Source organism: uncultured Roseibium sp., from assembly GCF_947499295.1.
Lineage (GTDB): Bacteria > Pseudomonadota > Alphaproteobacteria > Rhizobiales > Stappiaceae > Roseibium.
This window is the reverse complement of sequence record NZ_CANMNP010000002.1, coordinates 289,252-315,445: the sequence shown is the minus strand read 5'-3', so window position 1 is coordinate 315,445 and position 26,194 is coordinate 289,252. Positions and strand designations below refer to the sequence as shown.

The 26,194-nt window shown below is 56.3% G+C and carries 25 protein-coding genes, 1 tRNA gene and 1 riboswitch; of the genes, 12 read left to right on the top strand and 14 right to left on the bottom strand.

The features are described 5' to 3' along the window. Positions 1–10: 10 nt before the first annotated feature. Complete coding sequence (gene apaG, locus Q0835_RS05590; protein ID WP_298813500.1) at positions 11–412, bottom strand: Co2+/Mg2+ efflux protein ApaG; 402 nt, start codon at positions 410–412, stop codon at positions 11–13. Positions 413–560: 148 nt separating this feature from the next. Between apaG and Q0835_RS05585 the strand changes: the two genes are divergently transcribed. Next, complete coding sequence (locus tag Q0835_RS05585) at positions 561–1,169, top strand: CDP-alcohol phosphatidyltransferase family protein (RefSeq protein ID WP_298813502.1); 609 nt, start codon at positions 561–563, stop codon at positions 1,167–1,169. Here the strand turns inward: Q0835_RS05585 and Q0835_RS05580 are convergent. Beyond that, the gene (locus Q0835_RS05580; RefSeq protein ID WP_298813504.1) at positions 1,166–1,969 is read right to left on the bottom strand and encodes a Stf0 family sulfotransferase; all 804 of its coding nucleotides are present in this window, start codon (positions 1,967–1,969) and stop codon (positions 1,166–1,168) included. The two genes, Q0835_RS05585 and Q0835_RS05580, sit on opposite strands and share 4 nt — an antisense overlap. A 212-nt stretch (positions 1,970–2,181) precedes the next feature. Then, positions 2,182–3,381, bottom strand: coding sequence for an O-succinylhomoserine sulfhydrylase (locus Q0835_RS05575; RefSeq protein ID WP_298813506.1), 1,200 nt, complete (start codon positions 3,379–3,381; stop codon positions 2,182–2,184). A 44-nt stretch (positions 3,382–3,425) separates the two neighbouring features. Then, positions 3,426–3,505, bottom strand: a riboswitch (SAM riboswitch). 128 nt (positions 3,506–3,633) lie between these two features. Here Q0835_RS05575 and Q0835_RS05570 point away from each other — a divergent pair. Beyond that, complete coding sequence (locus tag Q0835_RS05570) at positions 3,634–4,770, top strand: 2'-deoxycytidine 5'-triphosphate deaminase (RefSeq protein WP_298959179.1); 1,137 nt, start codon at positions 3,634–3,636, stop codon at positions 4,768–4,770. A gap of 6 nt (positions 4,771–4,776) precedes the next feature. After that, positions 4,777–5,325, top strand: a complete 549-nt coding sequence (locus Q0835_RS05565) for a YigZ family protein (RefSeq protein ID WP_298813510.1) — start codon at positions 4,777–4,779, stop codon at positions 5,323–5,325. Here Q0835_RS05565 and Q0835_RS05560 read toward each other — a convergent pair. Further along, positions 5,322–6,122, bottom strand: a complete 801-nt coding sequence (locus Q0835_RS05560) for an ion transporter (protein ID WP_298813512.1) — start codon at positions 6,120–6,122, stop codon at positions 5,322–5,324. The two genes, Q0835_RS05565 and Q0835_RS05560, sit on opposite strands and share 4 nt — an antisense overlap. A 157-nt stretch (positions 6,123–6,279) precedes the next feature. Here Q0835_RS05560 and Q0835_RS05555 point away from each other — a divergent pair. Further along, positions 6,280–6,353: transfer RNA gene (locus Q0835_RS05555), tRNA-Gly, on the top strand. Here the strand turns inward: Q0835_RS05555 and Q0835_RS05550 are convergent. Continuing rightward, a complete protein-coding gene (locus tag Q0835_RS05550; RefSeq protein WP_298813514.1) occupies positions 6,342–6,620 on the bottom strand; it encodes a DUF1127 domain-containing protein in 279 nt (92 codons plus the stop codon). The genes Q0835_RS05555 and Q0835_RS05550 overlap by 12 nt on opposite strands. A gap of 153 nt (positions 6,621–6,773) precedes the next feature. On the opposite strand from Q0835_RS05550, the gene Q0835_RS05545 reads away from it, so the two are divergent. Beyond that, positions 6,774–7,226 (top strand): Lrp/AsnC family transcriptional regulator, encoded by a 453-nt coding sequence (locus Q0835_RS05545; RefSeq protein WP_298813516.1) that lies wholly within the window; start codon positions 6,774–6,776, stop codon positions 7,224–7,226. A 135-nt stretch (positions 7,227–7,361) separates the two neighbouring features. Here the strand turns inward: Q0835_RS05545 and Q0835_RS05540 are convergent, their stop codons facing one another. Beyond that, complete coding sequence (locus tag Q0835_RS05540) at positions 7,362–8,288, bottom strand: MurR/RpiR family transcriptional regulator (protein WP_298959176.1); 927 nt, start codon at positions 8,286–8,288, stop codon at positions 7,362–7,364. 183 nt (positions 8,289–8,471) lie between these two features. Here Q0835_RS05540 and Q0835_RS05535 point away from each other — a divergent pair, with 183 nt between their 5' ends. From Q0835_RS05535 to Q0835_RS05515, 5 genes are all read left to right on the top strand, one after another. Next, positions 8,472–8,978, top strand: coding sequence for a TRAP transporter small permease (locus Q0835_RS05535; RefSeq protein ID WP_298959173.1), 507 nt, complete (start codon positions 8,472–8,474; stop codon positions 8,976–8,978). Further along, positions 8,978–10,261, top strand: a complete 1,284-nt coding sequence (locus Q0835_RS05530) for a TRAP transporter large permease (protein WP_298959170.1) — start codon at positions 8,978–8,980, stop codon at positions 10,259–10,261. Before Q0835_RS05535 ends, Q0835_RS05530 begins: the two co-directional genes overlap by 1 nt. Positions 10,262–10,291: 30 nt before the next feature. Then, complete coding sequence (locus Q0835_RS05525) at positions 10,292–11,332, top strand: DctP family TRAP transporter solute-binding subunit (RefSeq protein WP_298959168.1); 1,041 nt, start codon at positions 10,292–10,294, stop codon at positions 11,330–11,332. 88 nt (positions 11,333–11,420) lie between these two features. Then, positions 11,421–12,887 carry a M81 family metallopeptidase gene (locus Q0835_RS05520; RefSeq protein ID WP_298959165.1) on the top strand — a complete coding sequence of 489 codons (1,467 nt, stop codon included), beginning with the start codon at positions 11,421–11,423 and terminating at the stop codon, positions 12,885–12,887. Positions 12,888–13,138: 251 nt separating this feature from the next. Beyond that, positions 13,139–13,888 carry a transporter substrate-binding domain-containing protein gene (locus tag Q0835_RS05515; RefSeq protein ID WP_298959162.1) on the top strand — a complete coding sequence of 250 codons (750 nt, stop codon included), beginning with the start codon at positions 13,139–13,141 and terminating at the stop codon, positions 13,886–13,888. Here the strand turns inward: Q0835_RS05515 and Q0835_RS05510 are convergent. Next, positions 13,882–14,733: a sterol desaturase family protein gene (locus Q0835_RS05510; protein ID WP_298959160.1), complete on the bottom strand. Its 852-nt coding sequence runs from the start codon at positions 14,731–14,733 to the stop codon at positions 13,882–13,884. The genes Q0835_RS05515 and Q0835_RS05510 overlap by 7 nt on opposite strands. Positions 14,734–14,845: 112 nt before the next feature. On the opposite strand from Q0835_RS05510, the gene Q0835_RS05505 reads away from it, so the two are divergent. Continuing rightward, the gene (locus tag Q0835_RS05505; RefSeq protein ID WP_298959157.1) at positions 14,846–15,487 is read left to right on the top strand and encodes an alpha/beta family hydrolase; all 642 of its coding nucleotides are present in this window, start codon (positions 14,846–14,848) and stop codon (positions 15,485–15,487) included. Here Q0835_RS05505 and Q0835_RS05500 read toward each other — a convergent pair whose 3' ends face one another. The 5 genes from Q0835_RS05500 to Q0835_RS05480 form a co-directional block, all read right to left on the bottom strand. Then, positions 15,488–18,892, bottom strand: a complete 3,405-nt coding sequence (locus Q0835_RS05500) for an efflux RND transporter permease subunit (protein ID WP_298959154.1) — start codon at positions 18,890–18,892, stop codon at positions 15,488–15,490. Positions 18,893–18,903: 11 nt separating this feature from the next. Continuing rightward, positions 18,904–20,319, bottom strand: coding sequence for an HlyD family efflux transporter periplasmic adaptor subunit (locus tag Q0835_RS05495; RefSeq protein WP_298959151.1), 1,416 nt, complete (start codon positions 20,317–20,319; stop codon positions 18,904–18,906). Positions 20,320–20,539: 220 nt separating this feature from the next. Beyond that, the gene (locus Q0835_RS05490) at positions 20,540–21,514 is read right to left on the bottom strand and encodes an Hsp33 family molecular chaperone (protein WP_298813538.1); all 975 of its coding nucleotides are present in this window, start codon (positions 21,512–21,514) and stop codon (positions 20,540–20,542) included. 12 nt (positions 21,515–21,526) lie between these two features. Next, a complete protein-coding gene (gene argF, locus Q0835_RS05485) occupies positions 21,527–22,456 on the bottom strand; it encodes an ornithine carbamoyltransferase (RefSeq protein WP_298959149.1) in 930 nt (309 codons plus the stop codon). Continuing rightward, positions 22,453–23,652, bottom strand: coding sequence for an aspartate aminotransferase family protein (locus Q0835_RS05480; RefSeq protein WP_298959146.1), 1,200 nt, complete (start codon positions 23,650–23,652; stop codon positions 22,453–22,455). Before Q0835_RS05480 ends, argF begins: the two co-directional genes overlap by 4 nt. Positions 23,653–24,094: 442 nt before the next feature. Here Q0835_RS05480 and Q0835_RS05475 point away from each other — a divergent pair, with 442 nt between their 5' ends. Continuing rightward, the gene (locus tag Q0835_RS05475; protein ID WP_298813544.1) at positions 24,095–24,631 is read left to right on the top strand and encodes a GcrA family cell cycle regulator; all 537 of its coding nucleotides are present in this window, start codon (positions 24,095–24,097) and stop codon (positions 24,629–24,631) included. An 85-nt stretch (positions 24,632–24,716) separates the two neighbouring features. Here Q0835_RS05475 and phoB read toward each other — a convergent pair whose 3' ends face one another. Next, on the bottom strand, positions 24,717–25,415 hold the full coding sequence (gene phoB / locus Q0835_RS05470) for a phosphate regulon transcriptional regulator PhoB (protein ID WP_298813546.1): 699 nt from the start codon (positions 25,413–25,415) through the stop codon (positions 24,717–24,719). Positions 25,416–25,488: 73 nt separating this feature from the next. Beyond that, positions 25,489–26,187, bottom strand: coding sequence for a phosphate signaling complex protein PhoU (phoU, locus tag Q0835_RS05465; RefSeq protein WP_298813548.1), 699 nt, complete (start codon positions 26,185–26,187; stop codon positions 25,489–25,491). Positions 26,188–26,194: the final 7 nt, after the last annotated feature.

Here is a 26,194-nt window from a genome sequence, read left to right as displayed (position 1 = left end):
AAGGGCCGCGTCAGTTCAAGCTCCGAATGCTGTCGGGAAGATCCAGTGAAAACGCAGGTATCGTCACGTTGAAGAGCGTTCCGTCAGGCCGTTCCATCTCATAGGCACCAGCCATGATACCGCTGTCTGTCGCCAGCGGGCAGTGTGAAGAATACTCGTAGGTTTCCCCGGGTTCGATAACCGGCTGTTCTCCAACGACCCCCGGACCATTCACTTCTTCCTGACGCCCAAGACCGTCAGTGATCTGCCAGTAGCGGGATTTCAGTTGAACCGGTTCGCTGCCGCCATTGTGGATCTCGACCATATAGGCCCAGATGAATTCACTTTCTTCCGGGCGCGATTCATCGTCCAGATAAAAAGGTTCGACGGAGACTTCGATTCCTTCGGTTGTGGCGCTGTAACTGCCCGACACGTTTAATCCTTTTGCTTCCGGGTTAGGACCCGTTCATTCAAAACGGGCTTATAAGGCGTATGACGTAAGCGTGAAAGGGACTGACTTGTGATTTCCGAGTGGATTTTGCATGTAGACCGCTGAATTTTTCAATTATGTGACCATCAACATGTTCGATGCCCGAATTCGTCCTCTGATCGATCCGCCCCTGAACCGAATGGGTCAGGCGTTGGCGGCTGCCGGCATCAGTGCAAACGCGGTGACCCTGTTCGGCTTCGCCTTGGGTCTTGTCGCAGCCGTGGCAATTGCTTGCGGCGCAACGCTTGCCGGTTTCTTTCTGATTGGACTGAACAGGCTGGCTGATGGCCTTGATGGCGCGATTGCACGCGCATCCGGCAAGACCGATCTTGGCGGATACCTCGATATCACGCTCGATTTTTTCTTCTATGGCGCTATTCCGCTCGCCTTCGCTGTGCTGGATCCTGCCAACAACGCCCTCCCTGCGGCAGCCCTTCTCTGCAGCTTCTACGCCAACGGCTCAGCCTTTCTGGCATTCGCCATCATGGCGGAACGCAAACAGCTGACGACGGACGCGCGCGGTTCCAAGTCTCTCTATTATCTCGGCGGCCTGGCTGAAGGGGCAGAAACCATAGCCCTGTTCCTGTTGATGGCTCTTCTTCCCGCCTGGTTCCCCGTTTTGGCCTGGGGATTTGCTTTTGTGTGTTTCGTCTCAGCCGCTGCCCGTGTCCTGATTGGCGTCGCCGCCTTGAGAGACTAGGGTTTCATTTCATTTGGCTTTTTACCTTTGAGACCTTCGTCCAGGAGATATCGTGTCTTCCACTCCTCGCTCACCTTGTCCGCAAGTTTGGCAACAGGCAGCGGAATCCCCTTTGCAACCGCGCCATCAAAACCGAGATGCGAAATGAGATCGACAAGGACAGTCTCCGGATCATTGGCCAATCCGTCATAGGTTATCCGGTAGGGATCCAGCCCTTCCCGGGAAAACCAATTGCTCCACTCGTCTTCATATAGTGTGACTTCCTCAACCGTCTGGCGGATCAGCTCTCTGTCGTAGTCCGGTTCTTTCGGTTCGGATGTTCTTTCCAGCTCTGTTCCATCGGGAGCTTTGTGCCAAAGGCCGGTTTGCGTGGCCTTGATCAATGAGATCGCCTGGGAAAGCTTGTCCTGCCGCGTCAAATGGATGATGCATGTTTTTCCAAATTCCGCTTCGAAGCGCGCCAGATCGCTCGAAGCGTCCGGGTGCGTAAATTCGAGCCGGTCAAAGAAAAAGCTTGCGCTTTTCCGCTGCAATCGCAGGCCGAAAAGACTGCTTCCTCCCATACCCTTGGAACGGGAGGCGGAAAATACTGCCTTGAGAGCCGAAACTTCTTTTTTGTAGTCACGGGACTGAAGGTTCAGGGATTTCTGCCAAGCCGCAAGTGTCGGCACGTGGAAATAGGATTCCGGCTTTCCGGCGACGCCTGTTGCCGCCAGCAATTTACACAACAAGGTGCTGCCGCTGCGGGGTGAGGTACAAATGATATAGGCCTGGTAACCGAATTTGGACTGAACCGTCATCTGAGCCACTTCCTGCCCTCAGGTATTCGATGGGCGTTCTTCGGCCCATCCAAGGGTTTCCTTGGCACAACTGGCGCGCCAGTTCACGCTGTTTTGCTCCTTTCGCAACGGTTCGGGCTTACTGTGTTGCCTCTTCACAACGGCCCTGGACAGCATCTCAAATGAAAAGCCCGGCACTTGGCCGGGCTCGTACGTCTAATTTCACGCGCTCATCAAACTGCATTGAGCGCTTTTTCAACGTCTTCCAGAAGGTCCAGCGGATCTTCCAGACCGATTGATAGCCGCAAGATGCCGTCGGAAATATCCAGCTCCGCGCGTGCTTCTTCACCAATCGACTGATGGGTCGTGGTGGCCGGATGGGTGATCAGGCTCTTGGCGTCTCCAAGATTGTTGGAGATCTTGATCGTCTCCAGCGCGTTGGTGAAACGGAAGGCTGCTTCCTTACCACCCTTGACTTCAAAGGCAACCATTGTCGATCCGGCTGTCATCTGACGCTGAACGACATCAGCTTGCGGGTGGTCGGCGCGCCCAGGATAAATCAACCGGCTGATCTTGGACTGGTCCGCCAGAAAATCGGCTACCTTTCCGGCACTCTCGGTCTGGCGTGCCACGCGTAGCGGCAACGTTTCCAGTCCTTTGAGGAGAACCCAGGCACTGAAAGGGCTCATGTGTGGCCCGGTATGCTTGATAAAGGGCATTACCTCGTCAGTGATCCACTCCTCATCTGAAAGAACGACCCCGCCCAGACAACGGCCCTGACCGTCAATGTGTTTGGTTGCCGAATAAACGACAACGTCGGCACCAAGCTTAAGAGGCGACTGATAGAGTGGTGTTGCAAAGACATTGTCGACAATCAGCCGCGCACCGGCTTCCCTGGCGATGTCGGCGACTGCAGCAATGTCGATCACCTCGAGCGTCGGATTGGTCGGGCTTTCCAGAAACAGCGCCTTGGTGTTCGGACGAACTGCTGCTTTCCACTGATCGATGTCGGTGCCGTCAACCAGCGTGCTTTCTACCCCGAACCGCGGCAAGAGTGTCTCGCAAATGTATCGGCATGATCCGAACAGGGCTTTGGCTGCAATCACATGATCGCCCGCCTTGACCGACGCCATCAGCGCCAGATTGACAGCTGCCATGCCGCTTGCAGTCCCGCGCGCAGCCTCTGCGCCTTCCAACCCCTTGATCCGGTCCTCGAACATGCTGACAGTAGGGTTGGCATAACGGGAATAGACATAGCCTGGATCTTCGCCGTTGAAGCGCGCTTCAGCCGCTTCGGCCCCGCTATAGGTGAACCCTTGTGTGAGGTATATGGTCTCTGAGGTTTCACCAAAAGGTGACCGCATCGTACCGCCATGCACCAGTGCGGTTGCAGGACGCCAGTTCTTGTTTCCGGTCTTGGTGGTCTCAGTCATGTCTTCCATTGCTCCAAACGCAAAAAACCCCAGCCTCAAGACCGGGGTTTGCACCTCCGGCCTATTTAGCAACTTGTTTAACGTGGCTGCAAGCCGGCCGGCCCAAATCACCACGAAGAGCCTGTTTGTTAAGTGAAAACGTTTCGAAGGTCAATCTCCTTCGGCGAAAAGCCTGCCATCGGCTACAAAGCCTGTTGGCGCGGGCCGCCCTATCCGCTAAGGACGATAGGCAAGGAATTTGCGGGAAATCATATGAACGTCACGGCGGGTCAGGTCTTGAACGGTAGCGCAGCACTTTCAGCCAGCGGCATTTTGCCCGAACGCATCATTCAGGAGATGTTCGCAGCCGGCGAAATATCGGCTGCCGAACCTCCAGTCACCGGTCAGATCCAGCCTGCAAGCCTCGATCTGAGGCTTGGACGCGAAGCCTACAGGGTTCGTGCGAGCTTTCTGCCCGGCCCGGAGATCAGGGTTGCCGAGAGGCTGGAGCAGCTGAAGCTTCATACAATCGACCTTTCGGAAAGCGCTGTTCTTGAAACCGGATGTGTCTATATCGTTCCCCTGCAGGAAAGCCTTGCCCTTGCAGCGGACATTTCGGCGACCGCCAATCCGAAAAGCTCCACGGGCCGACTGGATGTCTTCACCCGTGTTATCACCGACAACGGCCTTGCCTTCGACACTATCCCTGCCGGATACGAAGGCCCGCTCTACGCCGAAATTTCACCCCTCACCTTCCCGATCCTGGTCCGCTCGGGCTCGAGGTTGAGCCAGATCCGTTTCCGGCGTGGCCAGTTCCTGATTGCTGACGACATTCTGGAAGAGGTGCACAAATCCCATACGCTTATGAGCGGTGGCAATGAGCGTATCGGCAATGGCGTTCAACTTTCAATCGATCTTGAAGGCAATGGTCCCGACAGCCTGATCGGATACCGTGCCAAGCATCACTCCGGCCTGATTGACGTCGATGTTGTCGGCGCGCAGGACCCGCTCGATTTTTGGGAACCGATCCACCGCCGCCAACGCGGTGAGCTGATCCTCGACCCCAATGCGTTTTATATCCTGGTCAGCCAGGAAGCCGTGCACGTACCACCTGACTTCGCTGCGGAAATGGTGCCGTTCGACCCGCTGGTTGGCGAATTCCGCGTCCACTATGCCGGTTTTTTCGACCCCGGTTTCGGTCATTCCGGAGCCGGCGGCGTCGGCTCGCGCGCTGTTCTGGAAGTCCGGTCGCACGACGTGCCCTTCATTGTGGAACATGGCCAGACCATTGGCCGCCTTGTCTATGAACACATGGCAGAACGCCCGGCAACGCTTTATGGCGAAGGGATCGGCTCCAATTATCAGGGCCAGGCGCTCAAACTTTCCAAACATTTCAGGTCGCCTGCATAGACCGGCATGGCATTCAGGACCGTCACGCGGGAGTTCGAAGGTTTTCTGGAGGACCGGAAGTCCCGGTTTCTTGCACATCTGGTTCCATTTGAAGTGTTTGACCAGCGGCTGGACGACCTTCGCAAGGAACATCGCAAGGCCAATCATGTGGTCACGGCTCACAGACGGCTTCTTGAAGGTGACCAGATAGAGGAAAGCGGCAAGGACGATGGCGAACCGGCCGGCACGTCCGGCATGCCGACCTTGCGCGTTCTGCAAGGGGCGGAGCTCATCAATTGCGCGGTGCTGATTGTGCGTTATTTCGGTGGCACCAAACTAGGCGGCGGTGGCCTCGCGCGGGCCTATTCCGGCGCAGCTCAGGACGCCATCAACAACGCCGATCTCGTGCCTTTCAGAAAAATGGCGCAAAGGGAGTTCAGTGCGGACTTCGCCCACAGCTCAGACCTGGAGCGACGCGTTGAGGTGCTTGGCCTCAGCGTTGTCGCGCGCGATTACACGGAAAACGGTGTACGTCTTCTCGTTGAAGGTCCCCAGGAGACGCTCGAGGACCTCTAGGATCTGGTCTTGTCGACCTCGGCTCTGAGCGCCTTCAGTTCGGTTCTAAGGGCTTTCACTTCTTCCAGGATCAAGCCCGTATCGTCATGGATCGCCTGCCGGTTTGCATCGGCTTCGGCATCATGTTCTTCCTGCATGGCCGACACGATGATACCGATGAAGAGGTTGAGCACCGTGAATGCCGTGCACAGAATAAAGGGCACGAAGAACAGCCAGGAATAGGGATAAGCTTCCATCACCGGACGGACGATGCCCATGGACCAGCTTTCCAGCGTCATGATCTGGAAGAGCGTATAAAGCGAGGCTCCAAGATCGCCGAACCATTCGGGGAAAGATTCTCCGAAGAGCTTGGTCGCCATGACGGCAAAAACATAGAAAACCAACGCCATAAGGACGACAATCGAGCCCATGCCTGGAAGGGCTGCAATCAGGCCGCCGATCACGCGTCTGAGCGAAGGAACGACCGAAATCAGGCGCAGGACACGCAAGATGCGCAACGAACGCAGCACCGAGAGATTTCCACTGGCCGGCACAAGCGAAATCGCCACGATGACAAAGTCAAAAATGCTCCAGGGATCCTTGAAGAATTTCAGGCCATGCGCATAGAGGCGCAAGATCAGCTCGACGACGAAAATCCCGAGGATCACCTTGTCGACAAACACCAGCGTTCCGCCAACCTGGTCCATCACCGACTTGCTGGTTTCCAACCCCAGCGTGATGGCGTTCAGGACGATAATCCCGATAATACAGAATTCCCAATTGCGCGAAGTGACGAGCGCCTTGACCTTGTTTCGCATATATCCGACCTGGAGTGTGCCATCATCATTGGCGCAGTTTGCGCCCGCGCGAACATGGCGATTTCTTTGCCGCAGTGCAAGATCAACAGCACGTCGATATCCAACTTCTTGAGTTGACAGACCCGTCCACTCGGCGCAGAAAGCTCCCGGAGCCATCGCGGGTGTAGCTCAATGGTAGAGCAGAAGCTTCCCAAGCTTAAGACGAGGGTTCGATTCCCTTCACCCGCTCCAGCAATTCAGCCGCCTTAAAATCCTCTGCGTCTCGGTCTCGCTGTAATCGGTTGGAACAATGGTCAGTTCGCTCCTCAGCATTCTTGAGGCATCTGTCCGGCTTAGGCCGAGGTCGCGCAGCAAGTGATCCGGCATCTGCGCCAGGCTTTGCGCGTCCTTCCGGCGCTTCGATTGGAGCTGAAGATTTCGAACAACAATCTGCAACAGTTCCGGGAAAGACGCCCAGGTGAATTGGAGTGGGCTCTGACTTGTTGTTTGATCGCTCATCTCGAGTGCTCCTTTGTCTTGACTGTATTGAAGACTAGGGAGCATCGCTGCACTCGGTGCGCAAACATCTCACTTAAACAAGAATTTATCGCAAAAAATAGAAGATTGTGATAATTTCTCGCACCTGATTTCTTTTTTGACGAGATAACTCTCATGGACCCACTAGATGACTTCGACCACCGCCTGCTGCGTCTGTTGAGCCTCGATGCACGCCAAACCGGCAAGGAACTTTCCGAAAAGGTCGGTCTGTCGCCTGCAGCGTGTCTGCGACGGGTTCAGCGGCTCCGGGAGATCGGCGCGATCCGTAAGGAAATTGCCATCCTGGCGCCCGAGGTAACCGGCACCACCGTCACCCTGCTCGCCATGCTGGAAATGGTGCGTGGCCAGCCGGAAAGAAATGCCAGAGCCCGTGAGACGCTGTTGAAATTGCCGGAAGTGAAAAAGCTCTACCATGTCACCGGCAAGGCCGACCTGGTGCTGACCATCGAATGCGCCTCCATGGAAGCTTATGCCGCCTTCACCGAAAGGCACTTTTATGCTGAGGAAATCAAGGGCTTCGACACGATCGTTGTGCTGAGATCTTATGATCCGGAGGTGGAGGACTGACACCGCGCTTGCCAAAGCCGGCAAGTGCGCTGTGTCCTTGAGTAATGTCTATCGCACATCACGGGCTTCATATTCCGGGAGTTATGCGCCAGGGATCTGAAACCGGTCCGTTAAAAGGCCTTGTCGCCACCTCGTCTAATCGCCCAATGGCTGAGGAGCAGTGCGCCCGTGATACGCAGTCAGGGACGAGCGGATCCGGCGCAGGTTCTCCGTTGTTTCTTCACTTGTCTCGTAAGCGACCGACATGGCGATCGCGTCCAAAACGGCGAGGAATGCATAGCGGCTTGCAGTCGGCTTGAAGATATGCGGGTCTTCCGGCAGATCGACGACGATCGGGATGGAAACGACGCTTGCAAGCCGGCTGCCGGGCTTTGAAATGCAGATTGTCTTTGCACCATAGGCTTCCGCAACCTTTGCGGCCGCGACAATCGCATCGGTTTCGCCACTTGCCGAAAACAGGAGCAGCGTATCACCGCGCCCCAGCGTCGCGGCCCTCATTTGCAGGATGTAACTGTCATTGACAGCCATTGACGTGATGCCCAGCCTGAAAAAGCGGTTGGCCCCCTCCTGCGCAAGCACGGATGACCCTCCGCCCATACCAGCGACAAGCAGCTGCTTGCTGCCTACGATCGCTGTCTTGGCTTGCTCCAGCTGCGCCGGATCGAGCTGATGGCGCATAGCGTTGGTCGTCGCGTAGATTGCTGCCAGAACGTGGTCGATCGAATTCTCCATGCTGGCAGGCTCTTCACCCACGTCCGGTCGAATATACTGAAGGCTTACCGCCAGATTCTGCGCCAGACGCAGCTTGAATTCCTTGAATCCATCGCACCCCAGCGACCTGCAGAAGCGGATTACGGTCGGGGTGGAAACATCGGCAGCCCCAGCAAGCTCTGCGATGGTCATTGTGCTGATGCGGTCGATATTGGCCTTGACGTAATCTGCAACACGTTGTTCGCGCGTAGCAAGTTGACCGTCTATGCGGTCCAACGCGGAAATCAGATCTGCAACGGCACCCTGACCACGTTTGGGAAGTTCTGTTTCCGCGCCTTCACCATCCGACATTTCCTGCTCCCACGCCTTCATTTTGATTTGTAACTTAAGTACATTTCTTTTCGAAATCCAGACTCAAGATACAGAATTCTGAGCTTGCTTCGCCGAAAATTTGTACTTTAGTTAGAAATTTTGCTTGATTTTGTATTTTTACCTCCACACAATGTACTTCAGTTACGTATCTGGGAGGGTAGAATGCAAACGTGGGCACGTCTCGCTATCGCACGGATCAACACAATCACCGAAGCCGTGGTTGCCTTATTGATGCTGCTGCTGGTGCTTGATGTTTGGCTGGGCGTTGTCGACCGTTATTACTTTCATTGGCAACTCCCCTGGCCCGAGGTCATGGCTCGCTACCTGATGATCTGGGCGGCGATGCTGGCGATTTCCTGCGGTATTGCCCGGCGGGAACATATTGGTCTCACAGCCTTTTTGAATTTGTGGCCCAAGCCAGTGCAGCGAACGGTCCTCATTGTCATGGACCTGCTCGCTCTGAGCCTCTTTCTCTATGTTCTTTGGTATGGCCTTGGCTTCGCTCAAAGCGGCGCCAGCCGGCAGGCAATGATCTTCGGGCTCAGTCTCGAGCCTTTTTATGCAGCCATACCGGTTTCTGCCGCGCTTTGCAGCACTCAGCTCGCTCTCGTTCTTGTGCGGGATCTCGGCACACACCTGGAGTTTCCTGCCGAAGAGGAAGCTGTCTGATGTGGGCGGGCATTGCATTTGTTCTTCTGATCCTGCTCGGCATGCCGATCGGTTTTGCCATTGGTCTTGCCGGGGTTGTCGGTCTGATCGACATGGGCGGCACCCAGTTCCTGTCCATCGGACCGAGCAAGATCTTCAACGGTTTGAATATCTTTCCGTTTCTCGCCATGCCGTTCTTCATCCTTGCCGGTGAAATCATGAACGGCATCGGCATCACCAACAGGCTCGTCAACCTGGCGCAGGTTCTGGTAGGCCGGTTCAGGGGTGGTCTGGCTCACACCAACATGCTGGCTTCTGTTTTCTTTGCCGGATTGACCGGTTCGGCGACTGCAGATGCGGCCGCCTTCGGACGAACACTCGTGCCGGCCATGGTCAAGGAAGGCTACAAGCGCGACTATGCCTGTGCTGTGACCGCAGCCGGTTCCATCATCGGTCCAACCATCCCCCCTTCCGGGCTCATGGTTGTCTATGGCTCACTCATGGGCGTTTCGATCGCCGGTCTGTTTGCAGCCGGAATTCTGCCTGGTCTTGTCATCTGCCTGGTCTGCATGGCGGTCATCGTGATTGGCGGAAACCGTGAAAACCTGCCAAAGGCGGCGCGTGGCGCCACCTTGAAGGAAGTCTGGTCGACATTTGTCAGCTCGCTTACGGCGCTGGCCATGCCGATCATTATTCTGGGTGGCATTCTGGGTGGTGTCGTTACGCCGACGGAAGCGGCCTCCATCGCAGTGGCCTACGCGGTCTTCATAGGTGTTTTCGTCTACCGCACGCTCAAGCTCAAAGCCTTCTACCGGATGCTGGTACGCACCGCCCGGATCACCGGCGTCATTTTCGTCATCATCGCCTTTGCCGGAATTCTCGGCTGGTGGATGAGCTTTGAACGTATTCCGCAGCTGATCGCCGAGAACGTTCTAAGCCTGTCCGACAACCGCTACGCGGTCATTGCAATCATCATCGGGCTTTTGCTGCTTGTGGGCATGGTGATGGATATCACCGCGATCCTGATCATCCTTGCACCTGTCCTCGTGCCACTGACCGAGCAGGTCGGTCTGGAACCCATTCACGCCGGGATCATCTTCGTTCTTGCACTGAACATATCGCTGATGACACCGCCGGTCGGCGCCTGCCTTTTCGTCCTGTCCTCTGTGACGGGGGAAAAGCTCGAACGCATATCGATCAAGCTGATGCCGTTCCTGGTGGCCGAAATCAGCATCCTTTTCATCTTCGCATTCTGGGAAGACGCAGCGTTGATGCTGCCCCGTTTCCTTGGATTTGCCAACTGACGTCATAAGAAACCAGAGAGGACTGAAAAAATGAGACTACTTACAACAGGACTGGCCCTAGCCGTGACCATGACAGCAAGTACCGCGCTCGGTGCTGGCGGTACCATCAAGTTCGGCCACGACAACAAGACCGACCCATTTGAAAATCCGGCACATGCGTGCACAGCAGTGTTTTCCAACCTGGTTCAGGCGGGGACCAACGGCAGCGTAAATGTCGAGGTTTTTGGCTCGAACCAGCTCGGCTCAGCCGCAGAGCACGTTCAGCAGGTTCGTGACGGACTGATCCAGGCAACTCTTACGTCTACCGGGGCACTCGCCAGTTACTATCCGCGCATTGATGTTCTGAACCTTCCGTTTGCGTTTGCAGGCAACGAAGCGACCTACAAGGTTTTTGACGGCGACTTCGGCAAAGCGCTCGCAGCCGACATCGAAGCATCATTGGGTGATGTTGTCGTCCTGGGCTTCCCAGACACGGGCGGCTTTTTCGCTGTGACAAATTCGCAAAAGCCAATTGCAAACCTTGAAGACTTCGAAGGCATCCGCATCCGCACTATGACCCTTCCTTCACACCAGACAATTATTCAAGCGCTTGGTGCCGAGGCCTATCCGCTCTCTTGGGGTGAGGTGTATTCCGGTCTGCAGACTGGTGTGATCGATGGTCAGATGAACCCCGTTCCGATCATCTCCTTCGCCAACTTTTCCGAGGTACAGAAGTATCTGACGCTCACCAACCACCTGTTCTCGCCATACACGTTCATGATCAACCGCGCTTTTTATGAAGGTTTCAGCGATGAGGAGCGCGCTACGCTTCATGCAGCGGCGGAAAACTGTGTCACCGCAAGCCGGGGCCTGTCCCGCATAATCGAGTCCTCAGAACGCGGTCTCGCCGGTCTCATGGATGCCATGGAAGTCACCGCTCTGGACGATGCTCAGCGCGAGGCGATGGCCGCGGCGACGCAGCCTGCATTTGAAGGCCACGTGAATGAAAACCTCGATGAAAAGGCGGTTGAGCTCCTGAACCTGTTCAAGGCGGAAGTCGCCAAGGCAAACGCTGAAACCTACCTCGACTAATCAAGGATGGCCGGTGGGGACCCACGACCTGCCGGCCATCTTCCGACAACGAGAACAAGAAACGCCTCTCATTGGACAGGACATTTCAATGCGCGTCTTCTGTGCTTCCATCGCGACTGAAACAAATACATTTTCTCCGCTCCGAACGGATCTCGCCGACTTTAAAGAAAGCTTCTATGCCCCTCCCGGGAAACATCCCGAGACACCAACCCTGTGCAGCGGGGTTTTTCCAGCGCTTCGCAAACGCGCACGTGCCGGTGAGATCACTCTGATCGAAGGCACTGCAACCTGGGCAGAACCAGGCGGATTGGTCAACACGTCAACCTGGACCCGATTGCGCGAGGAAATTCTCGGGCAGCTTCATGCCGCACTGCCGTTTGACGCCATCATCCTCGGTCTTCACGGAGCAATGATCGCCGACAATTGTGTCGACTGCGAAGGCGATCTGATCGCTGCGGCTCGCCAGATTGCCGGACCTGCGACCAAGATCGGCGTGACTTTTGATCCGCACAGTCACCTCAGCGACAAGCGCGTCCGGAACGCCGACATCATTACGGTGTTCAAGGAATTTCCGCATACGGATTTTGCTGAGACGGGCGAAGCATGTGTGGACCTCACATTACGGGCAGCGCGGGGCGAAATTGAACCGGTCCTGTCTGTGTTCGATGTGCGCATGATCGAAATTCTGCCGACAAGTCGTGCTCCCATGCGTGCTTTCATCGACAAGATGGTGCACCTTGAACAGTCCGGAACAGCCCTGTCGTTGTCCGTCATCCATGGCTTCATGGCAGGAGACTCGCCCGATCTCGGTGCCAAGGTTCTCGTGACCACCAACAACTCGAAGCAAGCAGGCGATTTGCTGGCTGAAAAACTCGGACTGGAACTGTTTTCCTTTCGAGGAACGACCCGGCCGGAATTTCTGTCGCCAAGTGCGGCCCTTGCAAAGGCAGCAGCACATCCGCAAGGACCCGTTGTCATTGCCGATGTCTGGGACAATCCCGGCGGTGGGGTAGCAGGCGATTCAACCATATTGCTGCGCCGGGCACTTGATCTGGGATTGACGGAGATTGCGTTCGGCACGATCTGGGACCCTATGGCTGTCCGTCTGTGCCATGCAGCCGGAGAAGGCGCGCGTCTTGACCTCAGGTTCGGGGGGAAAACCGCCTCAGACGCCGGCGACCCTGTCGACGGCAACGTTAGGGTGCTTAAGACACAGCGCAACGCTGTGCAAAGCTTTGGTCAGTCCGTTGTTCCCCTTGGAGACAGCGCGGTTATTGATATCAATGGCATTGTTGTGGTTTTGAATTCGAACCGGGCACAGACCTTTTCGCCGGATCTCTTTACCAATCTAGGCATCGACATCACCGCTCAAAAAACACTTGTTGTGAAATCCACGAACCATTTTCACAGCGCATTCGAAACCATTGCTGCGGATATTTTATACTGTGCCGTCGATGGGCCCTATCCGAGCGACCCCAGGAACAACGCCTACACAAGACTGGAACGCCCGATCTGGCCGATCGTCGAAAATCCTCATGAGACCGAAGCTGCTTAAAGAGCCATTGTCGACTGGACTGATTGTCTGGTCATGAAATGACATTGCGTGCTGACAAGCTGACCCTGAACACGATACTCTGCACCCACGACTGATTTGGCAGCAAGGCAGCCACTGCGCTGTAGCAAATGAGGCATCGGGAATTCCGCGTGAGGATAGACCAACCAATTTCCATTCGTTTTCTGTGCGCCTGCTTTTGCCTTCTTGCTATTATGGGCCAATCCGCGAGTGCCCAGGATGAGGCGATCCGGGTGCCGAATTTCTGGGATCCTAAAGCGGTGCATGATCGCCCGAGTACGATCCCGGACAAGATCCAGTTTCTTGCAACGGATGGATATCCACCTTTTGTCTTTCGCGATCCGCAGGGCCGTCTGACAGGTTTCAACGTCGACCTGGCGCGCGCGCTCTGCCAGGAATTGGGCAGCTCCTGCGCGCTGCGGATCAAGGACTTCGATGTTCTTTTGCCGGCGCTTGATGAGGACGAAGGCGATGCCATCATTTCCGGCCTGTCGCGCAATCTGGCGAGCACGCGGCGCCTGAATTTCACTGAAGACTATATGAAGCTGCCCGCCCGGTTCATCGTCGCTGCCGACAAGGCGGCAACATTTGACGAGCAGAAGCTGGACGGCGTCAAAATCAGCGTCGAAACCGGCACACGCTACGAAGCCTTCGCCAACAGGTTCTGGCCGATGGCCGAGATTGTCAGCCTGGAGACGGAAACAGCAGCCCGAGAAGCAATCATATCAGGCGAAGCAGACGCACACTTCGGCGATGGGCTCAGCCTTTCTTTCTGGCTTCCGAGCCAGGCCGCCGATGGTTGCTGCAAATTTGCGGGCGGTCCCTGGTTGGAGCCCGGCTATTTCGATGAAGGATTGGCAATCGCCACACGCTCAGACGATCCGGAGCGCGCCGCCGCCCTGACATATGCGCTCCGCCAGCTGCATCAAAAAGGTATCTTCCGCGAGCTTTATCTGCGGTACTTCCCGCAGAGCTTTTACTGACGGTCCACCTTCTTTTTCAGTCCGCTTTTTCTTTCCGGCCTGGTGTCGCCATTTGCCAGGAAAGGAATTGCGAGGCTGAAGGGAAACGAATGCGCACGCGGCGTCAGCGCCGGTCCAAGACCGATTTCCATGCCGTCATGGCCTTTTTCCGGTTCTTCCACATAGGTGCCGAAGAGCCTGTCCCAGATAGAAAGATAGAAACCGTAGTTGGAATCGGTTTCCCGGCGCAGCACCGAGTGATGGATGCGGTGCATGTCCGGCGTGACGATGACGAAGCGCAGGATATTGTCCAGTCCTGCGGGGATACGAAAGTTGGCATGGCTGAAGACGGCTGAAGCATTCAGCACAATCTCGAAGATCAGGACGGCTTCCCAGGGACCGCCAAGCGCGACGATCACCAGCCCCTTCCAGACAAAGGACAGAAGGATTTCTATAGGGTGAAAACGCAGCGCCGTAGTGGCATCGACTTCGCTGTCAGCGTGGTGCATCCGGTGGATTCGCCAGAAAATCGGCACTTTGTGTGACACGACATGCTGGCCCCAGACAGCAAAATCAAGTACGAGAAATGTCAACACGCCGGCAACGAGACCGCCCCAACCCAAGAGGCTAAAGAGCCCCCATCCCTGTTCCTGTGCCAGAAGGGCAAGACCCACACCGCCGATCGGGAAGATGAGGCGCACCAGCAGCGCATCCAGGAAGATTATGCCCCAGTTGGTTGGCCAGCGCTTCAGCCTGCTGCTTTTCATCTGCCGACGTGGCAAACCCGCTTCGAGCAGAGCCATAAGCAGGAAAATGCCGGCAAAACAGGCCATGCGAACCTGATTGATATCCAGCTGTTCAAACATTGGGCCTCGTCATTGCGGAATGGATCATGCGCCTTGCAAAGGCGTCCCCGGCTCTATACGCCAGATACTACCGCCTTTTACATCAAATACCCCTGCGACAGATCACATCATCATGAGCGCCTTTCTCTGGACCCGACCCGACACGCCCGCCCACGCCAGCCTATTGCTTGCCCACGGCGCCGGTGCACCGATGGATTCAACCTTCATGGGAAAGCTCGCCACAGCGCTGGTTCTGCAAGGCGTGGCTGTTGCGCGGTTCGAATTTTCCTATATGGCCGGACGCCGGACCGGCGGTTCCAAGCGTCCGCCACCGCGCGCGGACAAGCTGATCAGTGAATTCCAAACGGCACTACAGGCAACCCTGGCGGAAACCGAAGGCCCTTTGCTGATTGGTGGCAAGTCCATGGGTGGGCGTGTCGCTGCGATGCTGGGCGGCGGCGGGTCTTTGCCTACACGGGTTAAAGGCATTTGCTGTTTCGGGTATCCCTTCCATCCGGCAGGCAAACCGGATGCGGACTGGCGAATGTCTCCGATCGAAGACGCAAAACGACCCGTTCTGATCCTGCAGGGAGAGAGGGATCCGTTTGGCAACAAAGCTGAATTGGACGAGATCAAGCTGCCGGATCACGTGTCCCTCTCCTATCTGGAGGACGGAAACCACGATTTCGGTCCGCGCGGAAGATCCCCGGCAACGCTCGACGGCAATATCGAAATTGCGGCCGAGGCAACGGCAAACTTCGCCCAAGACCTTTGATCATTCGGCGGGAGTGATCCCGCGCCCACCCGGCGCCGGTGCCGGCAACTGCCGGCGGCTGCGACGTATCTGAACCAGCCCGGCAAGGTCATCTCCGATCTTGATCAGGGCGGGCACCAGAACAAGCACAAGCGCGGTTGCCGTTGCCAGTCCGAACACAATGGTAATTGCCATCGGCAGCAGGAACTGGGCCTGAAGGCTGGTTTCGAACATCAGAGGAAGCAAGCCTCCGATTGTGGTCATGGATGTCAATAGGACCGCCCTCAATCGATCACAACTGGATCCGACTGCTGCCGAATAGAGCTCCTCTCCAAGCTTCCGGCGCTCTTCGAACCGGGCAACGAGAATGATCGAGTTGTTGACCAGAATGCCAGCCAGCCCGAGCAACCCGATCATACTCAAGATTGTGAGATTGAAGCCCATGAGATAGTGGCCGACAATCGCCCCGACGATACCGAAGGGGATGATCGACATGACCACAAGCGGTCTGGAGTAGCTGGCGAAGATCGCCGCCAGGATGATGTAAATACCGGCAACCGCCATCATCACCCCGGTCAGAAGATCCGAAAAGGCGTTTGACTGTTCCTCGGCACGTCCTGCAAAGGAATATTCAAGACCGTAATTCTGCGCGAGTTCCGGCAGAAATGCCTTATTGAGTTCGGCGATAATCTCGTTGTTGGAAGTGATGGTGCTGTCGACATCGGCAACAACCGTGACAACCGTCTTGCCATCTCGCCTGAGGATCACTGAAAAGCCCTGCGCATCTGTCAGATTGACCACTTCGGTCAAGGGCACGAACTCACCAGCTGGTGTTTTGAGCGAAAGTTGACGAAGCGCCGCCGTACCGTTCTGGTCAAACACCTGTTTCACCCGGACGGCAACTTCTTCATCGCCTTCCGCAAAACGTCTGGCAATATTTCCCTCAAACGCGTTGCGGATCTGTCGTGCTGCGCTTTCGACCGTAAATCCGAGCGTCCTGCCGCGCGGGGTCAACTCGACCAGAAGCTCAGGCTTGCCATAGGGCAGATCGTCTTCCACGCCGCTTGTGCCGGGAAAAGCGGACAGTTCCTGCTGCAACTCTTGAGCGGCTGCCTTCAGATCCTGCAGAGGTGCTCCGGTAAGGCGGATATCCAAGTCCCTGCCAGGAGGCCCGCCGCGTCTTTCCGCAATCGCGATCCGTGAGGTGCCGGGGATGGCGGGAAGTGCCGCTCGCCAGGCACGCACGATTTCCGGTGTTCGCACGGTTCTTTCTTCCGAAAGGGTCAACTGAACCGAAATGCTGGCAATATTGTCGCCGCGATTGTTTCCAGCGGACCCCAGCGTGACATAGGTTGCCCTGACAAGGGATTGATCCAGTCCCTCGGTCAGTTTGGCTTCAGCTTCCTTCAGGGCCTTTTCGATGATCAAAATACCTTCGATGGCCTGCTCTTCGGGAATGCCGGCATGGAAGAACACGGACGCCGTGAGGTTTTCAGCCTCAGGAGAGGGAAAGAACGTGAAACCGACACGTCCGCCGCGCACCAGCCCGACGGCAAGTATCAAGGCAGCAATCGCGATGGCTAAGGTCACATAGCGCCAGTGAACCGCCGCAGACACCAACGCTCTGAATGGATAATCCCGGATCCAGTTGAACCCGCCGTCAAACCCGCGCCGGAACAAGCTTGGTCTTTCTGCACCCTGATCACGTCGTTTGCTGCGCCGCAAGGCTGCCAGAAGGGTCTCAACCGCAACAGCGAGAAGGAAACAGCAGGCGATCAGAATGACTTCGAAGGCGAATATTCCGACAGTGTCTTTCAGGGCGCGCAACGGATCATCGATCACATCCAGGAAGGGCGGCACTGAAAGATCCGGCTGCGTTACCAGGCCTGTCAGGAAGAATGCCGGTGCTGCAGCCAGAATTGCCACCCGCCACCAGCTCCAACCCGGCCGACTTCCAAGCGCATGGGACAGGTGTCCAGGTAGAATGAGAAAGCATTCGATCACCGACGCAATGACCACCGCGACGACCACGACCGGCAGCGTGCCCATGATCTGCCCAAGCACATCGCTGATCAGGAGGATCGGCAGAAAGGCAGCAATGGTTGTGGCGCTGGCAGCAAATATCGGAGCAAACATGGTCGAGGCTCCGATGATTGCCGCGTTTTCGGGTGAGTCGCCCATGGCCTGCCGCGTTGCAGTGTGTTCGCCAACGACAATCGCGTCATCGACAATCACACCCAACATCATGATGAGCGCGAACATGGAAATCATGTTGATGCTCTCGCTCATCAGCCACATGATCCCGAGTGTGGCCATCATTGCAACGGGTATGCCGGCGGCAACCCAGAAAGCAATCCTGGAATTGAGGAAGAGAAACAGGATCCCGACGACAAGCACCAAGCCGGTCAGACCGTTTTCGACCAGCAGTGTAATTCGTCCTTTGACCGCATCGGCACGGACATCGTATTTCAACAATTCGAGCGACTGCGGTAGTTGCGGGCTGATTTCGGCCAAATAGTCGTCGACGATCTGTGCTGCCTTCAAGGTATCAGTGTTTTCCGCCCGCAGGATCTGCAATTCTATTGCGCGGGTTCCGTTCGAAAACCCCTGATCTTCACCCGTATCGAAATCGCGGCTGACATCTGCAATGTCCTTGACCAGCGTTTTTTCGCCCGTTGCGAAGGACTTTACATCAATTCGACCGACAGCCTCTGGTGACCGCTGCTCCGATAATGCGCGGATCTGGCGCTCCACGGCGCCGTCAAGACTGCCCGCAGGAAGATCGATAGTGTTTCCGGAAATCTGACTGGCAACGTCGGAAATGGTCAGGTCCAGCCGACGCAATTCCCGTTCTGGTACCTCAACGAGATATTCCGGTGACCGGTAGCCGTTCAACTCCACCTTGTCGATCCCGCGCGCAAGAAGGTCATCCCGGATCTGCCGGGCGAACACCTTCAACGCGTCCTCAGAGAACGGACCTCGCAGCGCGATGGTAGCAACGCCATCGGTAAACGTATTGGAAGATATGACAGGCGTTTCTGAATCTATTGGTAGCGTCGTAATGTTCGAAATGGCCTGTTCGACGTCAGATAGTGCCACCTGCATGTTGGCACCTTCCAGAAACTCCATTCTGATCGTCGCGCTGCTTTCCCGTCCGTAGGAGATGATTTCATCGAGACTGTCCAAAAACCGCAATTCCGGCTCGACCACTTCCAAAATATTCGATGTAACATCCTCAGCGCTTGCGCCAGGCCAGGTGATCGAAACAGTGATCATCTCTGTCTTGACGGTCGGAAAAAACTGCGTATTGAGCTTTGCAAGCCCATACGCACCGAAGAGCACCATGACGGCCATAATGAGATTGGCCGCATTGGGGTGACGAACAATGACCTCGAGCAGACCGCGGGACTTTCCTTCAAAAACCATCAGCCGTCCCTTTACCGATTGTCGCCGGAAGCGGCGTCCGTCTGACTGGCATTCTGCGAGGCAGTGCCCTCGTCACCGGATGCGATGTCCTGCACGAGCAGGCCTTCTCCAGCTTCGGGTATACGTGTCACGAGCAGCGTTTCTCCCGGCTCAAGATCCCCTTTCACCAGGATGAAGCCGTCATCAATGGCAAGCGCCATCACCGCGCGCCGTTCAAGCCTGTCATCCTTGACGACGTAGACAGTCCCTTCGCCATAGTATGCGGTTTCGGGAATGCGGAAGCTGTCGGCATAGGTCTGGTCAGGTACGGAAACTTCCACAAATGCGCCAGGGCGAAGAGGTACATCCACGCCTTTACTTTCAATAGAGGCGATCAAGTCGACACCGCCTCTGGTACTGGCAACGTCCGCACCGATGCGCGTAACAACGGCCCTATAGCTGATAGGAACATTGCCCAGGAACCAGGTCACCTCCACAGACCGCCCGACAACCGTGCCACTTTCAGTGAGCAGACGACCATACTGGTTGTCCGATAAAGTGAACCGCACTTCGAATTCGTCGCTGCTATAGAGCGAGACAACGGCGTCATTGACATTGACGAGCCGACCAGGCTCCGCTTCCTCTGAGCGCACAATCGCGTCAAACGGAGCCCTCAAGATTGTGTTGCTCAGCTGACGCTCTGCATTCTCCATGCGCCATTCCAGCCGTTTGATGGCAGCCTTTTGCTGAACCACCTTTGCCTCTTCCAAGGCAAGAGAATTTTCGGTCTGTTCCAGCGACTGCTGCCGCTGAGAGACAAGAAGCTTTCGCTCATCGAGGGTCCGCTCGGTAACCGCCCCTCTGCCCAAAAGCTCCTGTGCTCGTTCCAGATCACGCGCAGCAAAATCCAGTTGTTCCTTGACCCGGATAACATTTGCCTTTTCCAGCCGAACCCGGCCTTCGCTTTCCACCAGGGCTGCCTGCGCTTCTGCCATATTGGCCTCCGCCTCGGTCACCGCGCCCTCGTAGTCGAAGCGATCGATTGCGACCAGCACTTCACCCTGCGCAACCTGGCCACCCGCTTTCAGGTCCGGATGAACCTCAACCACCTCACCGGCAACCAGCGTCCTCAAATCAACTTCACGTCCGGCCATTGTTTCGCCGAAAACATTGATCATCGGAGCATAATCGCCGCGCACGGCTTCAACCGTGGTAACGGCGTAACTCTTTTCCTGGACAGGCCGCTTGGGAACATCGGGTTTGGTTGCAACAAGCGAGTTCATGCCTGTCACCGCACCAAACAGTATGGCAAATGCAAGTAAAGCCTGAAGTAGGGCCTTTAGCACAGTCGCGATCCGTCCGGGCCGCCGGTCCTGCTCCCTGTGTTCAGGTGGCAGGACTTCAGAGACCTGCGTGTTGGCGGTTTCGGACTTAATAGACTGCAGCATGTTCTGTGCACCCGGAGGTCAAGACGCTTCTAAGGCCAAGCATTGCTTTGCCGGTTCGAAGGATAAATTTCCTTCGCGATGCAAAATTCAAGAGTCACATAAGCGCGGATATGACGTTTGGCACGTTGAAAAGTGTAACAGAATGTTGCTGAAAGCGGCGATTGCGTTTCGGAAAGGGGAACGGGCACACAATTAACTGAGCGCCAGTTCCTGCATTCGTTCAGTCGTCGAACTCGTATTTGGTGCTGCAGAACTCACAGGTAACGACGATTTTTCCATCAACTGTCATCTGCTCGATTTCTTCAGCACTGAAGCCAGCCAGAACGCCTTCGATCTTCTCGCGCGAACAGCGGCATTTGTCCAACAGGGGCTGAGGCTCGAAGAGACGCACACCGCGTTCATGGAACAGTCGGAACAGCAACATTTCTACACTGACCTCCGGATCGGTCAGCTCGACATCCTTGACTGTTTCGACCAAAAGCTTGGCTTCAACCCAGGCGTCGTCTTCTTCAACTTCGTGAAGTTCGGTGCCATGCGGAGCATCGCCTGGATCCAGATCCGCCTGGCGCATCCGCTCGGGAGACTCGGGCAGAAATTGCACCACCACCCCGCCTGCGGTCCAGCTCTGGTCGGGGCTTTCGCCTTCCTGTCTGGTGAAGAGTTCGCCGACAGCAAGACGGACTTCAGTCGGGATTTGCTCAGACCGTTCGAAATACCGCCGAGCAACCTCTTCCAGCGAGACACCGTCCAGCTCCACAAGGCCCTGGTAGCGCTGCATATGCTGGCCCTGATCGATTGTCATGGCGAGATGACCGTGGCCAAGCAGGGCCTCTGGTGCCGCCTTTCCTGCTTCCATGAGCGCCTCGACCCTGTCAGCGTCATAGGTCGCACAGGCACGAATTGCATCTGGAGATGCAAAATCGACAACCAGCATGGATACCGGCCCTTGCGTCTGTGTCTGCAGGGTGAAGCGCCCGTCGAACTTGAGCGACGTGCCCAGCAGGCAGGTCAGTACGATCGCTTCGGCCAGAAGGCGAGAGACCGGCTCCGGATAGTCATGCCGGTCCAGGATGGATTGCAAAACCGGACCGAGCGCAACAGCACGACCCCGGACGTCCAGAGATTCAACAGCAAAGGGCCGGACAGCATCCAGCCCTGCGGGCGTGATGCCCAATTCATCAAGATTCAATGCCACGATGGAATTGCCTTAACTTGCGCCGAAGCACCAGGCCAGAATACCCTTCTGGGCATGGAGCCGGTTTTCTGCTTCGTCAAACACCACAGAGTTGGGACCGTCCATCACTTCCGACGTCACTTCCTCGCCGCGATGAGCCGGCAGGCAGTGCATGAACAAAGCGTCGTTGTTCGCTTCCGACATCAGACGCTTGTTCACTTGATAGGCGCTGAGCAGATTGTGACGCGATTCCGCATCATCATCGCCCATGGACACCCAGCAGTCGGTCACGACACAGTCGGTCCCCTTGACCGCCTCATATGGGTCTGTGGTCACGATAATTGAACCACCCTTGGCGCGGGCAGCATCGATAAGGTCTTGCGGCGGTGCCAATTCGGCTGGTGTTGCAATGCGCAGTTCGAAGTCGAGACGCGGGGCTGCGTGAACCCACGACGCCAGAACGTTGTTGTTGTCGCCTGTCCAGGCAACGCTCTTGCCCCTGATAGATCCGCGATGTTCTTCAAACGTCATCACATCGGCCATGATCTGACAGGGGTGTGAAACTTTGGTCAGCCCGTTGATAACCGGAACGGTTGCGTTTTCGGCAAGTTCATTGAGTTCATGATGATCGAGGATACGGATCATGATGGCATCGACGAAACGCGACAGAACCTTGGCCGTATCTGCAATGGTTTCTCCCCGGCCCAGCTGCATTTCAGTGCCGGTCAGCATCAAGGTTTCACCGCCCAGCTCACGCATGCCGACATCAAAGGATATGCGCGTGCGTGTCGAGGGTTGTTCGAAGATCATGGCCAGCACCTTGCCCGCAAGCGGACCTTCGCCGCGGCGTACACCGTTGCGGCTGGACTTGATCTTGAGACCGGTGTCGAGAATGGTGCGCAGTTCGTCGCCTTCAAATTGAGTCAGATCCAGAAAATTCCGGTAGCTTCCGTTCGCGGTCATTCTGCCGCTCCTTCCACCAGTTTCGCTTCGATCGCCAGCGCGGCGTCTTCAAGGCGCTCTACGGCAATTGAGATTTCATCTTCGCTAATTGTGAGCGGCGGCATGATGCGCACCACGTTGTCGCCCGCAGGCACCGCCAGCAAGCCCGCTTCGCGCGCGGCACCCACATATTCACCAACGGGCACAACACACCGTATGCCCAACATCAGACCGTTGCCTCGCACCTGATCCAGCACTTTGGGATGACTGTCCACGAGGCCCGCAAGCTTCTGCTTGAGATGGAGCCCTTTGTGTCGGACATCTTCCAGAAAGCCGTCACCAAGCACGACGTCCAGGACGGCGTTGCCGACAGACATCGCGAGAGGGTTGCCGCCGAAAGTCGTTCCATGCGTTCCCGGTGCAAGTGCTTCCGCGCAGTCCGCGGTCGCAAGACAGGCACCCATCGGGAACCCACCGCCAATGCCTTTGGCAACAGCCATGATGTCCGGCTCGATGCCGCTCCACTCATGAGCAAAAAATTTGCCCGTTCGCCCGACGCCTGTCTGGATTTCGTCCAGGATCAACAAGATACCTTGATCGTCACACAGCTGGCGCACGGCACGCAGGAAGTCCGTCGGGATCTCCCGAATACCGCCCTCACCCTGGACAGGTTCAAGCGCAATCGCCGCCGTCTGCGGTCCGAGGGCCGCCTTGAGAGCATCCAGATCGTTTGCAGGCACTTGATCGAAACCCGGTGCCTTCGGGCCAAATCCTTCCAGATATTTGGCTTGGCCGCCCGCGGCGATGGTCCCCAGTGTCCGGCCGTGGAACGCTCCCTCGAAAGTGACGATATGGTAGCGTTCCGGCTGTCCTTTGTCGAAATGGTACCTGCGCGCGCACTTGATGGCGGCTTCCATCGCTTCAGCGCCGGAATTCACAAAAAGCACCTTTTCGGCAAAAGAAGCGTCGCAAAGGCGCTGCGCAAGGCGCTCGCCCTCCGGTATCTGATGAAGGTTGGACACGTGCCACAGTTTTGCGGCCTGCTCCTGTAGCGCCGACACCAGGTGCGGATGGCTATGCCCGATGGAATTGACAGCAATACCGGAACCGCAATCGAGGAATCGTCGGCCGTCTTTCGTAACAAGCCAGACACCTTCCCCATGATCAAACGACAGGTTCGATCTTGCGTAGTTACCGAATAATGCAGTCTTGGACATAACCTCTTTTGTCTCCTTAAGAACGCCTGCACGAAGGTGACGTTCGCGCCCGACAGGAGCAACGATGTCACAGTTACGGTGTCAGGCCAAAATGCAACATGCCGCCCCGAAGAGGCGGCACGCTGCGGTTTTCTTATACACCCCCGGCCCCAAGGCCTGTCAATGGAAATGGCGCTTCTACGCAACCTGCAGCCCCTGAGCGCAGATTCAGCAAAAGTCTCAAGGGTCTCGCCATACTTGGGGAAAAGTCGCTTCATCCCCAATTGGTTTTGGGCGAATGGTTGCCTGACAAACTAACGTTATTGTAACCTCTTGATATTCAAACACGAGATCTCGTGGGGCTAATCATTCTTAGGCACTAGATATGCCATATCAGGCGTGCCTGCGCATGCCAAGCACGGGGTTAATGGCCGGCAAAACGGTCAAATGAAAAGGTGCGGCAATGAGTTGGACAGACGAACGGGTTGAGCTTCTCAAAAAGCTTTGGAGCGATGGCTTGAGTGCAAGTCAGATTGCGGGTGAGCTGGGTGGCGTAACCCGGAACGCCGTCATCGGCAAAGTACACCGACTTGGATTGTCAGGTCGCGCAAAGTCCTCCTCGTCCAGCAGCAAACCTCGTCGTCCGCGCACAAGCGCGCCCGCAGCCGGGACTTCGGCACCCAAAAAACCGACACCTCAACCACAGACTATTGGGGCGACGGCGCTGAAGGCCGACATTGCACCAACACCCATCGTCGAGGCAGAGCCTGACCTTGAGCCGATCGCAGAGCTGATCCCGATTTCCGAACGCGCGTCGATCCTGACCCTGACCGAACGGACATGCAAATGGCCGATTGGCGATCCGGCAACCGATGACTTTTACTTCTGCGGCCGCCAATCCGACGCAGGTGTTCCCTACTGCGCGCACCATTGTAAAATCGCCTATCAACCGGTTGCAGACCGCCGCCGTGATCGCAAAGTGATCGCCCGCGCAGGATAGCGGTCAAGCAGCAGCGAAAATGCAAAGCCCGCCAGAATGGCGGGCTTTTTTGTTGTGATTTTTGCACCTGGAATTCGTCACTTCATCATGCAACCACCGAAAACTGATCGTTGAATGCATAGCCGGCACCGCGGACCGTTCGGATCGGGTCTCTTGCCTTGCCCTTATTCAGAGCCTTGCGGAGGCGGCCAACGTGAACATCAACGGTCCGCTCGTCGACATAGACATCATGCCCCCAAACACCGTCAAGCAGTTGCTCTCGTGAGAAAACCCGTCCGGGTGAGGTCATGAGAAATTCCAGCAGACGGAATTCCGTCGGCCCAAGGTGGACTTCTTTCGCATTCCTGCGAACCCTGTGCGTTTCACGGTCCAGTTCGATATCTCCGGACCGGAGCATTGTAGACACAACTTCAGGACTTGCCCGGCGCAGGATTGCGCGGACCCGCGCCATCAATTCAGGTACGGAAAACGGTTTGACCACATAGTCGTCCGCCCCTGTCGACAGTCCTCTGATACGCTCTGCCTCTTCACCGCGCGCCGTCAGCATTATGACGGGCAATCGCTCGGTGTCTTCCCTGGCTCTCAAGCGCCGACACAACTCGATCCCAGACAGACCCGGAAGCATCCAGTCGAGCAGCAAAAGGTCCGGCACGCTTTCCCGCAACCGAATTTCTGCCTCATCGCCACGAATACACGATTCAACCGTGTATCCTTCGGCTTCTAGATTGTATCTCAACAGAAGACTAAGCGGTTCTTCGTCTTCAACGATGAGCACCTTCGGCATACATCTCGCTCCATGTCATGCAGCAGGCGCAGCCGCGCCGGCTGGATCATTTTTCCGCAAGTTCGTTCGGCGACTAAGAAACGCTGGTGGTTTCGTCCAGCTTGGTCCGTTCTTCCGGCAGCCGGTCACCGGTCACCATGTAAAAGACGTTTTCAGCAATGTTGGTCGCGTGATCACCAATGCGTTCAATGTTCTTGGCGCAGAAAAGGAGATGGACACACTGCGTGATAACCCTTGGATCTTCCATCATGTAGGTCAGCAGCTCGCGGAACAGCGATGTATAGATTGCGTCCACTTCCGCATCGGCTTCCTGCACGCGTTTCGCGGCTTCCGGGTCCTTGCGGGTATAGGCGTCCAGGACCTGCTTCAGCTGGTTCAGCGCCAGCTCGGTCATGTGCTCGACACCAATCGCAAGCTTTTTGGAACCGAGGCTGTTGTCAATTGCAATGGCGCGTTTTGCAACGTTCTTGGCCAGGTCGCCAACGCGTTCCAGATCATTGGCAATACGCGTGGCGGCCGTAATTTCCCGCAGATCCTGACCCATGGGCTGACGGCGCGCGATCATTTCGATCAGCTTTGCTTCCACTTCCTGATGCAACGTATCAAGCCGTTCATCCTGGGCAATGGTGGTTTTGGCCAATTCCAGGTCCCGTGACACCAGAGCAGAAACGGCATCGGCGAAAGCCTTTTCGGCCAAGCCGCCCATTTCAGCGACCTTGCCAGCCATTTCTGTCAGTTCTTCGTCATAGGCAGAGACTGTATGTTCAGACATACTTTGT

Excerpts from the sequence above, each read along its gene's own strand:
- Q0835_RS05585 (WP_298813502.1), top strand. The coding sequence starts at position 561 with ATGTTCGATGCCCGAATTCGTCCTCTGATCGATCCGCCCCTGAACCGA.
- Q0835_RS05580 (WP_298813504.1), bottom strand. The coding sequence starts at position 1,969 with ATGACGGTTCAGTCCAAATTCGGTTACCAGGCCTATATCATTTGTACC.
- Q0835_RS05575 (WP_298813506.1), bottom strand. The coding sequence starts at position 3,381 with ATGACTGAGACCACCAAGACCGGAAACAAGAACTGGCGTCCTGCAACC.
- Q0835_RS05570 (WP_298959179.1), top strand. The coding sequence starts at position 3,634 with ATGAACGTCACGGCGGGTCAGGTCTTGAACGGTAGCGCAGCACTTTCA.
- Q0835_RS05565 (WP_298813510.1), top strand. The coding sequence starts at position 4,777 with ATGGCATTCAGGACCGTCACGCGGGAGTTCGAAGGTTTTCTGGAGGAC.
- Q0835_RS05560 (WP_298813512.1), bottom strand. The coding sequence starts at position 6,122 with ATGCGAAACAAGGTCAAGGCGCTCGTCACTTCGCGCAATTGGGAATTC.
- Q0835_RS05550 (WP_298813514.1), bottom strand. The coding sequence starts at position 6,620 with ATGAGCGATCAAACAACAAGTCAGAGCCCACTCCAATTCACCTGGGCG.
- Q0835_RS05545 (WP_298813516.1), top strand. The coding sequence starts at position 6,774 with ATGGACCCACTAGATGACTTCGACCACCGCCTGCTGCGTCTGTTGAGC.
- Q0835_RS05540 (WP_298959176.1), bottom strand. The coding sequence starts at position 8,288 with ATGTCGGATGGTGAAGGCGCGGAAACAGAACTTCCCAAACGTGGTCAG.
- Q0835_RS05535 (WP_298959173.1), top strand. The coding sequence starts at position 8,472 with ATGCAAACGTGGGCACGTCTCGCTATCGCACGGATCAACACAATCACC.
- Q0835_RS05530 (WP_298959170.1), top strand. The coding sequence starts at position 8,978 with ATGTGGGCGGGCATTGCATTTGTTCTTCTGATCCTGCTCGGCATGCCG.
- Q0835_RS05525 (WP_298959168.1), top strand. The coding sequence starts at position 10,292 with ATGAGACTACTTACAACAGGACTGGCCCTAGCCGTGACCATGACAGCA.
- Q0835_RS05520 (WP_298959165.1), top strand. The coding sequence starts at position 11,421 with ATGCGCGTCTTCTGTGCTTCCATCGCGACTGAAACAAATACATTTTCT.
- Q0835_RS05510 (WP_298959160.1), bottom strand. The coding sequence starts at position 14,733 with ATGTTTGAACAGCTGGATATCAATCAGGTTCGCATGGCCTGTTTTGCC.
- Q0835_RS05505 (WP_298959157.1), top strand. The coding sequence starts at position 14,846 with ATGAGCGCCTTTCTCTGGACCCGACCCGACACGCCCGCCCACGCCAGC.
- Q0835_RS05500 (WP_298959154.1), bottom strand. The coding sequence starts at position 18,892 with ATGGTTTTTGAAGGAAAGTCCCGCGGTCTGCTCGAGGTCATTGTTCGT.
- Q0835_RS05495 (WP_298959151.1), bottom strand. The coding sequence starts at position 20,319 with ATGCTGCAGTCTATTAAGTCCGAAACCGCCAACACGCAGGTCTCTGAA.
- argF (WP_298959149.1), bottom strand. The coding sequence starts at position 22,456 with ATGACCGCGAACGGAAGCTACCGGAATTTTCTGGATCTGACTCAATTT.
- Q0835_RS05480 (WP_298959146.1), bottom strand. The coding sequence starts at position 23,652 with ATGTCCAAGACTGCATTATTCGGTAACTACGCAAGATCGAACCTGTCG.
- Q0835_RS05475 (WP_298813544.1), top strand. The coding sequence starts at position 24,095 with ATGAGTTGGACAGACGAACGGGTTGAGCTTCTCAAAAAGCTTTGGAGC.
- phoB (WP_298813546.1), bottom strand. The coding sequence starts at position 25,415 with ATGCCGAAGGTGCTCATCGTTGAAGACGAAGAACCGCTTAGTCTTCTG.
- phoU (WP_298813548.1), bottom strand. The coding sequence starts at position 26,187 with ATGTCTGAACATACAGTCTCTGCCTATGACGAAGAACTGACAGAAATG.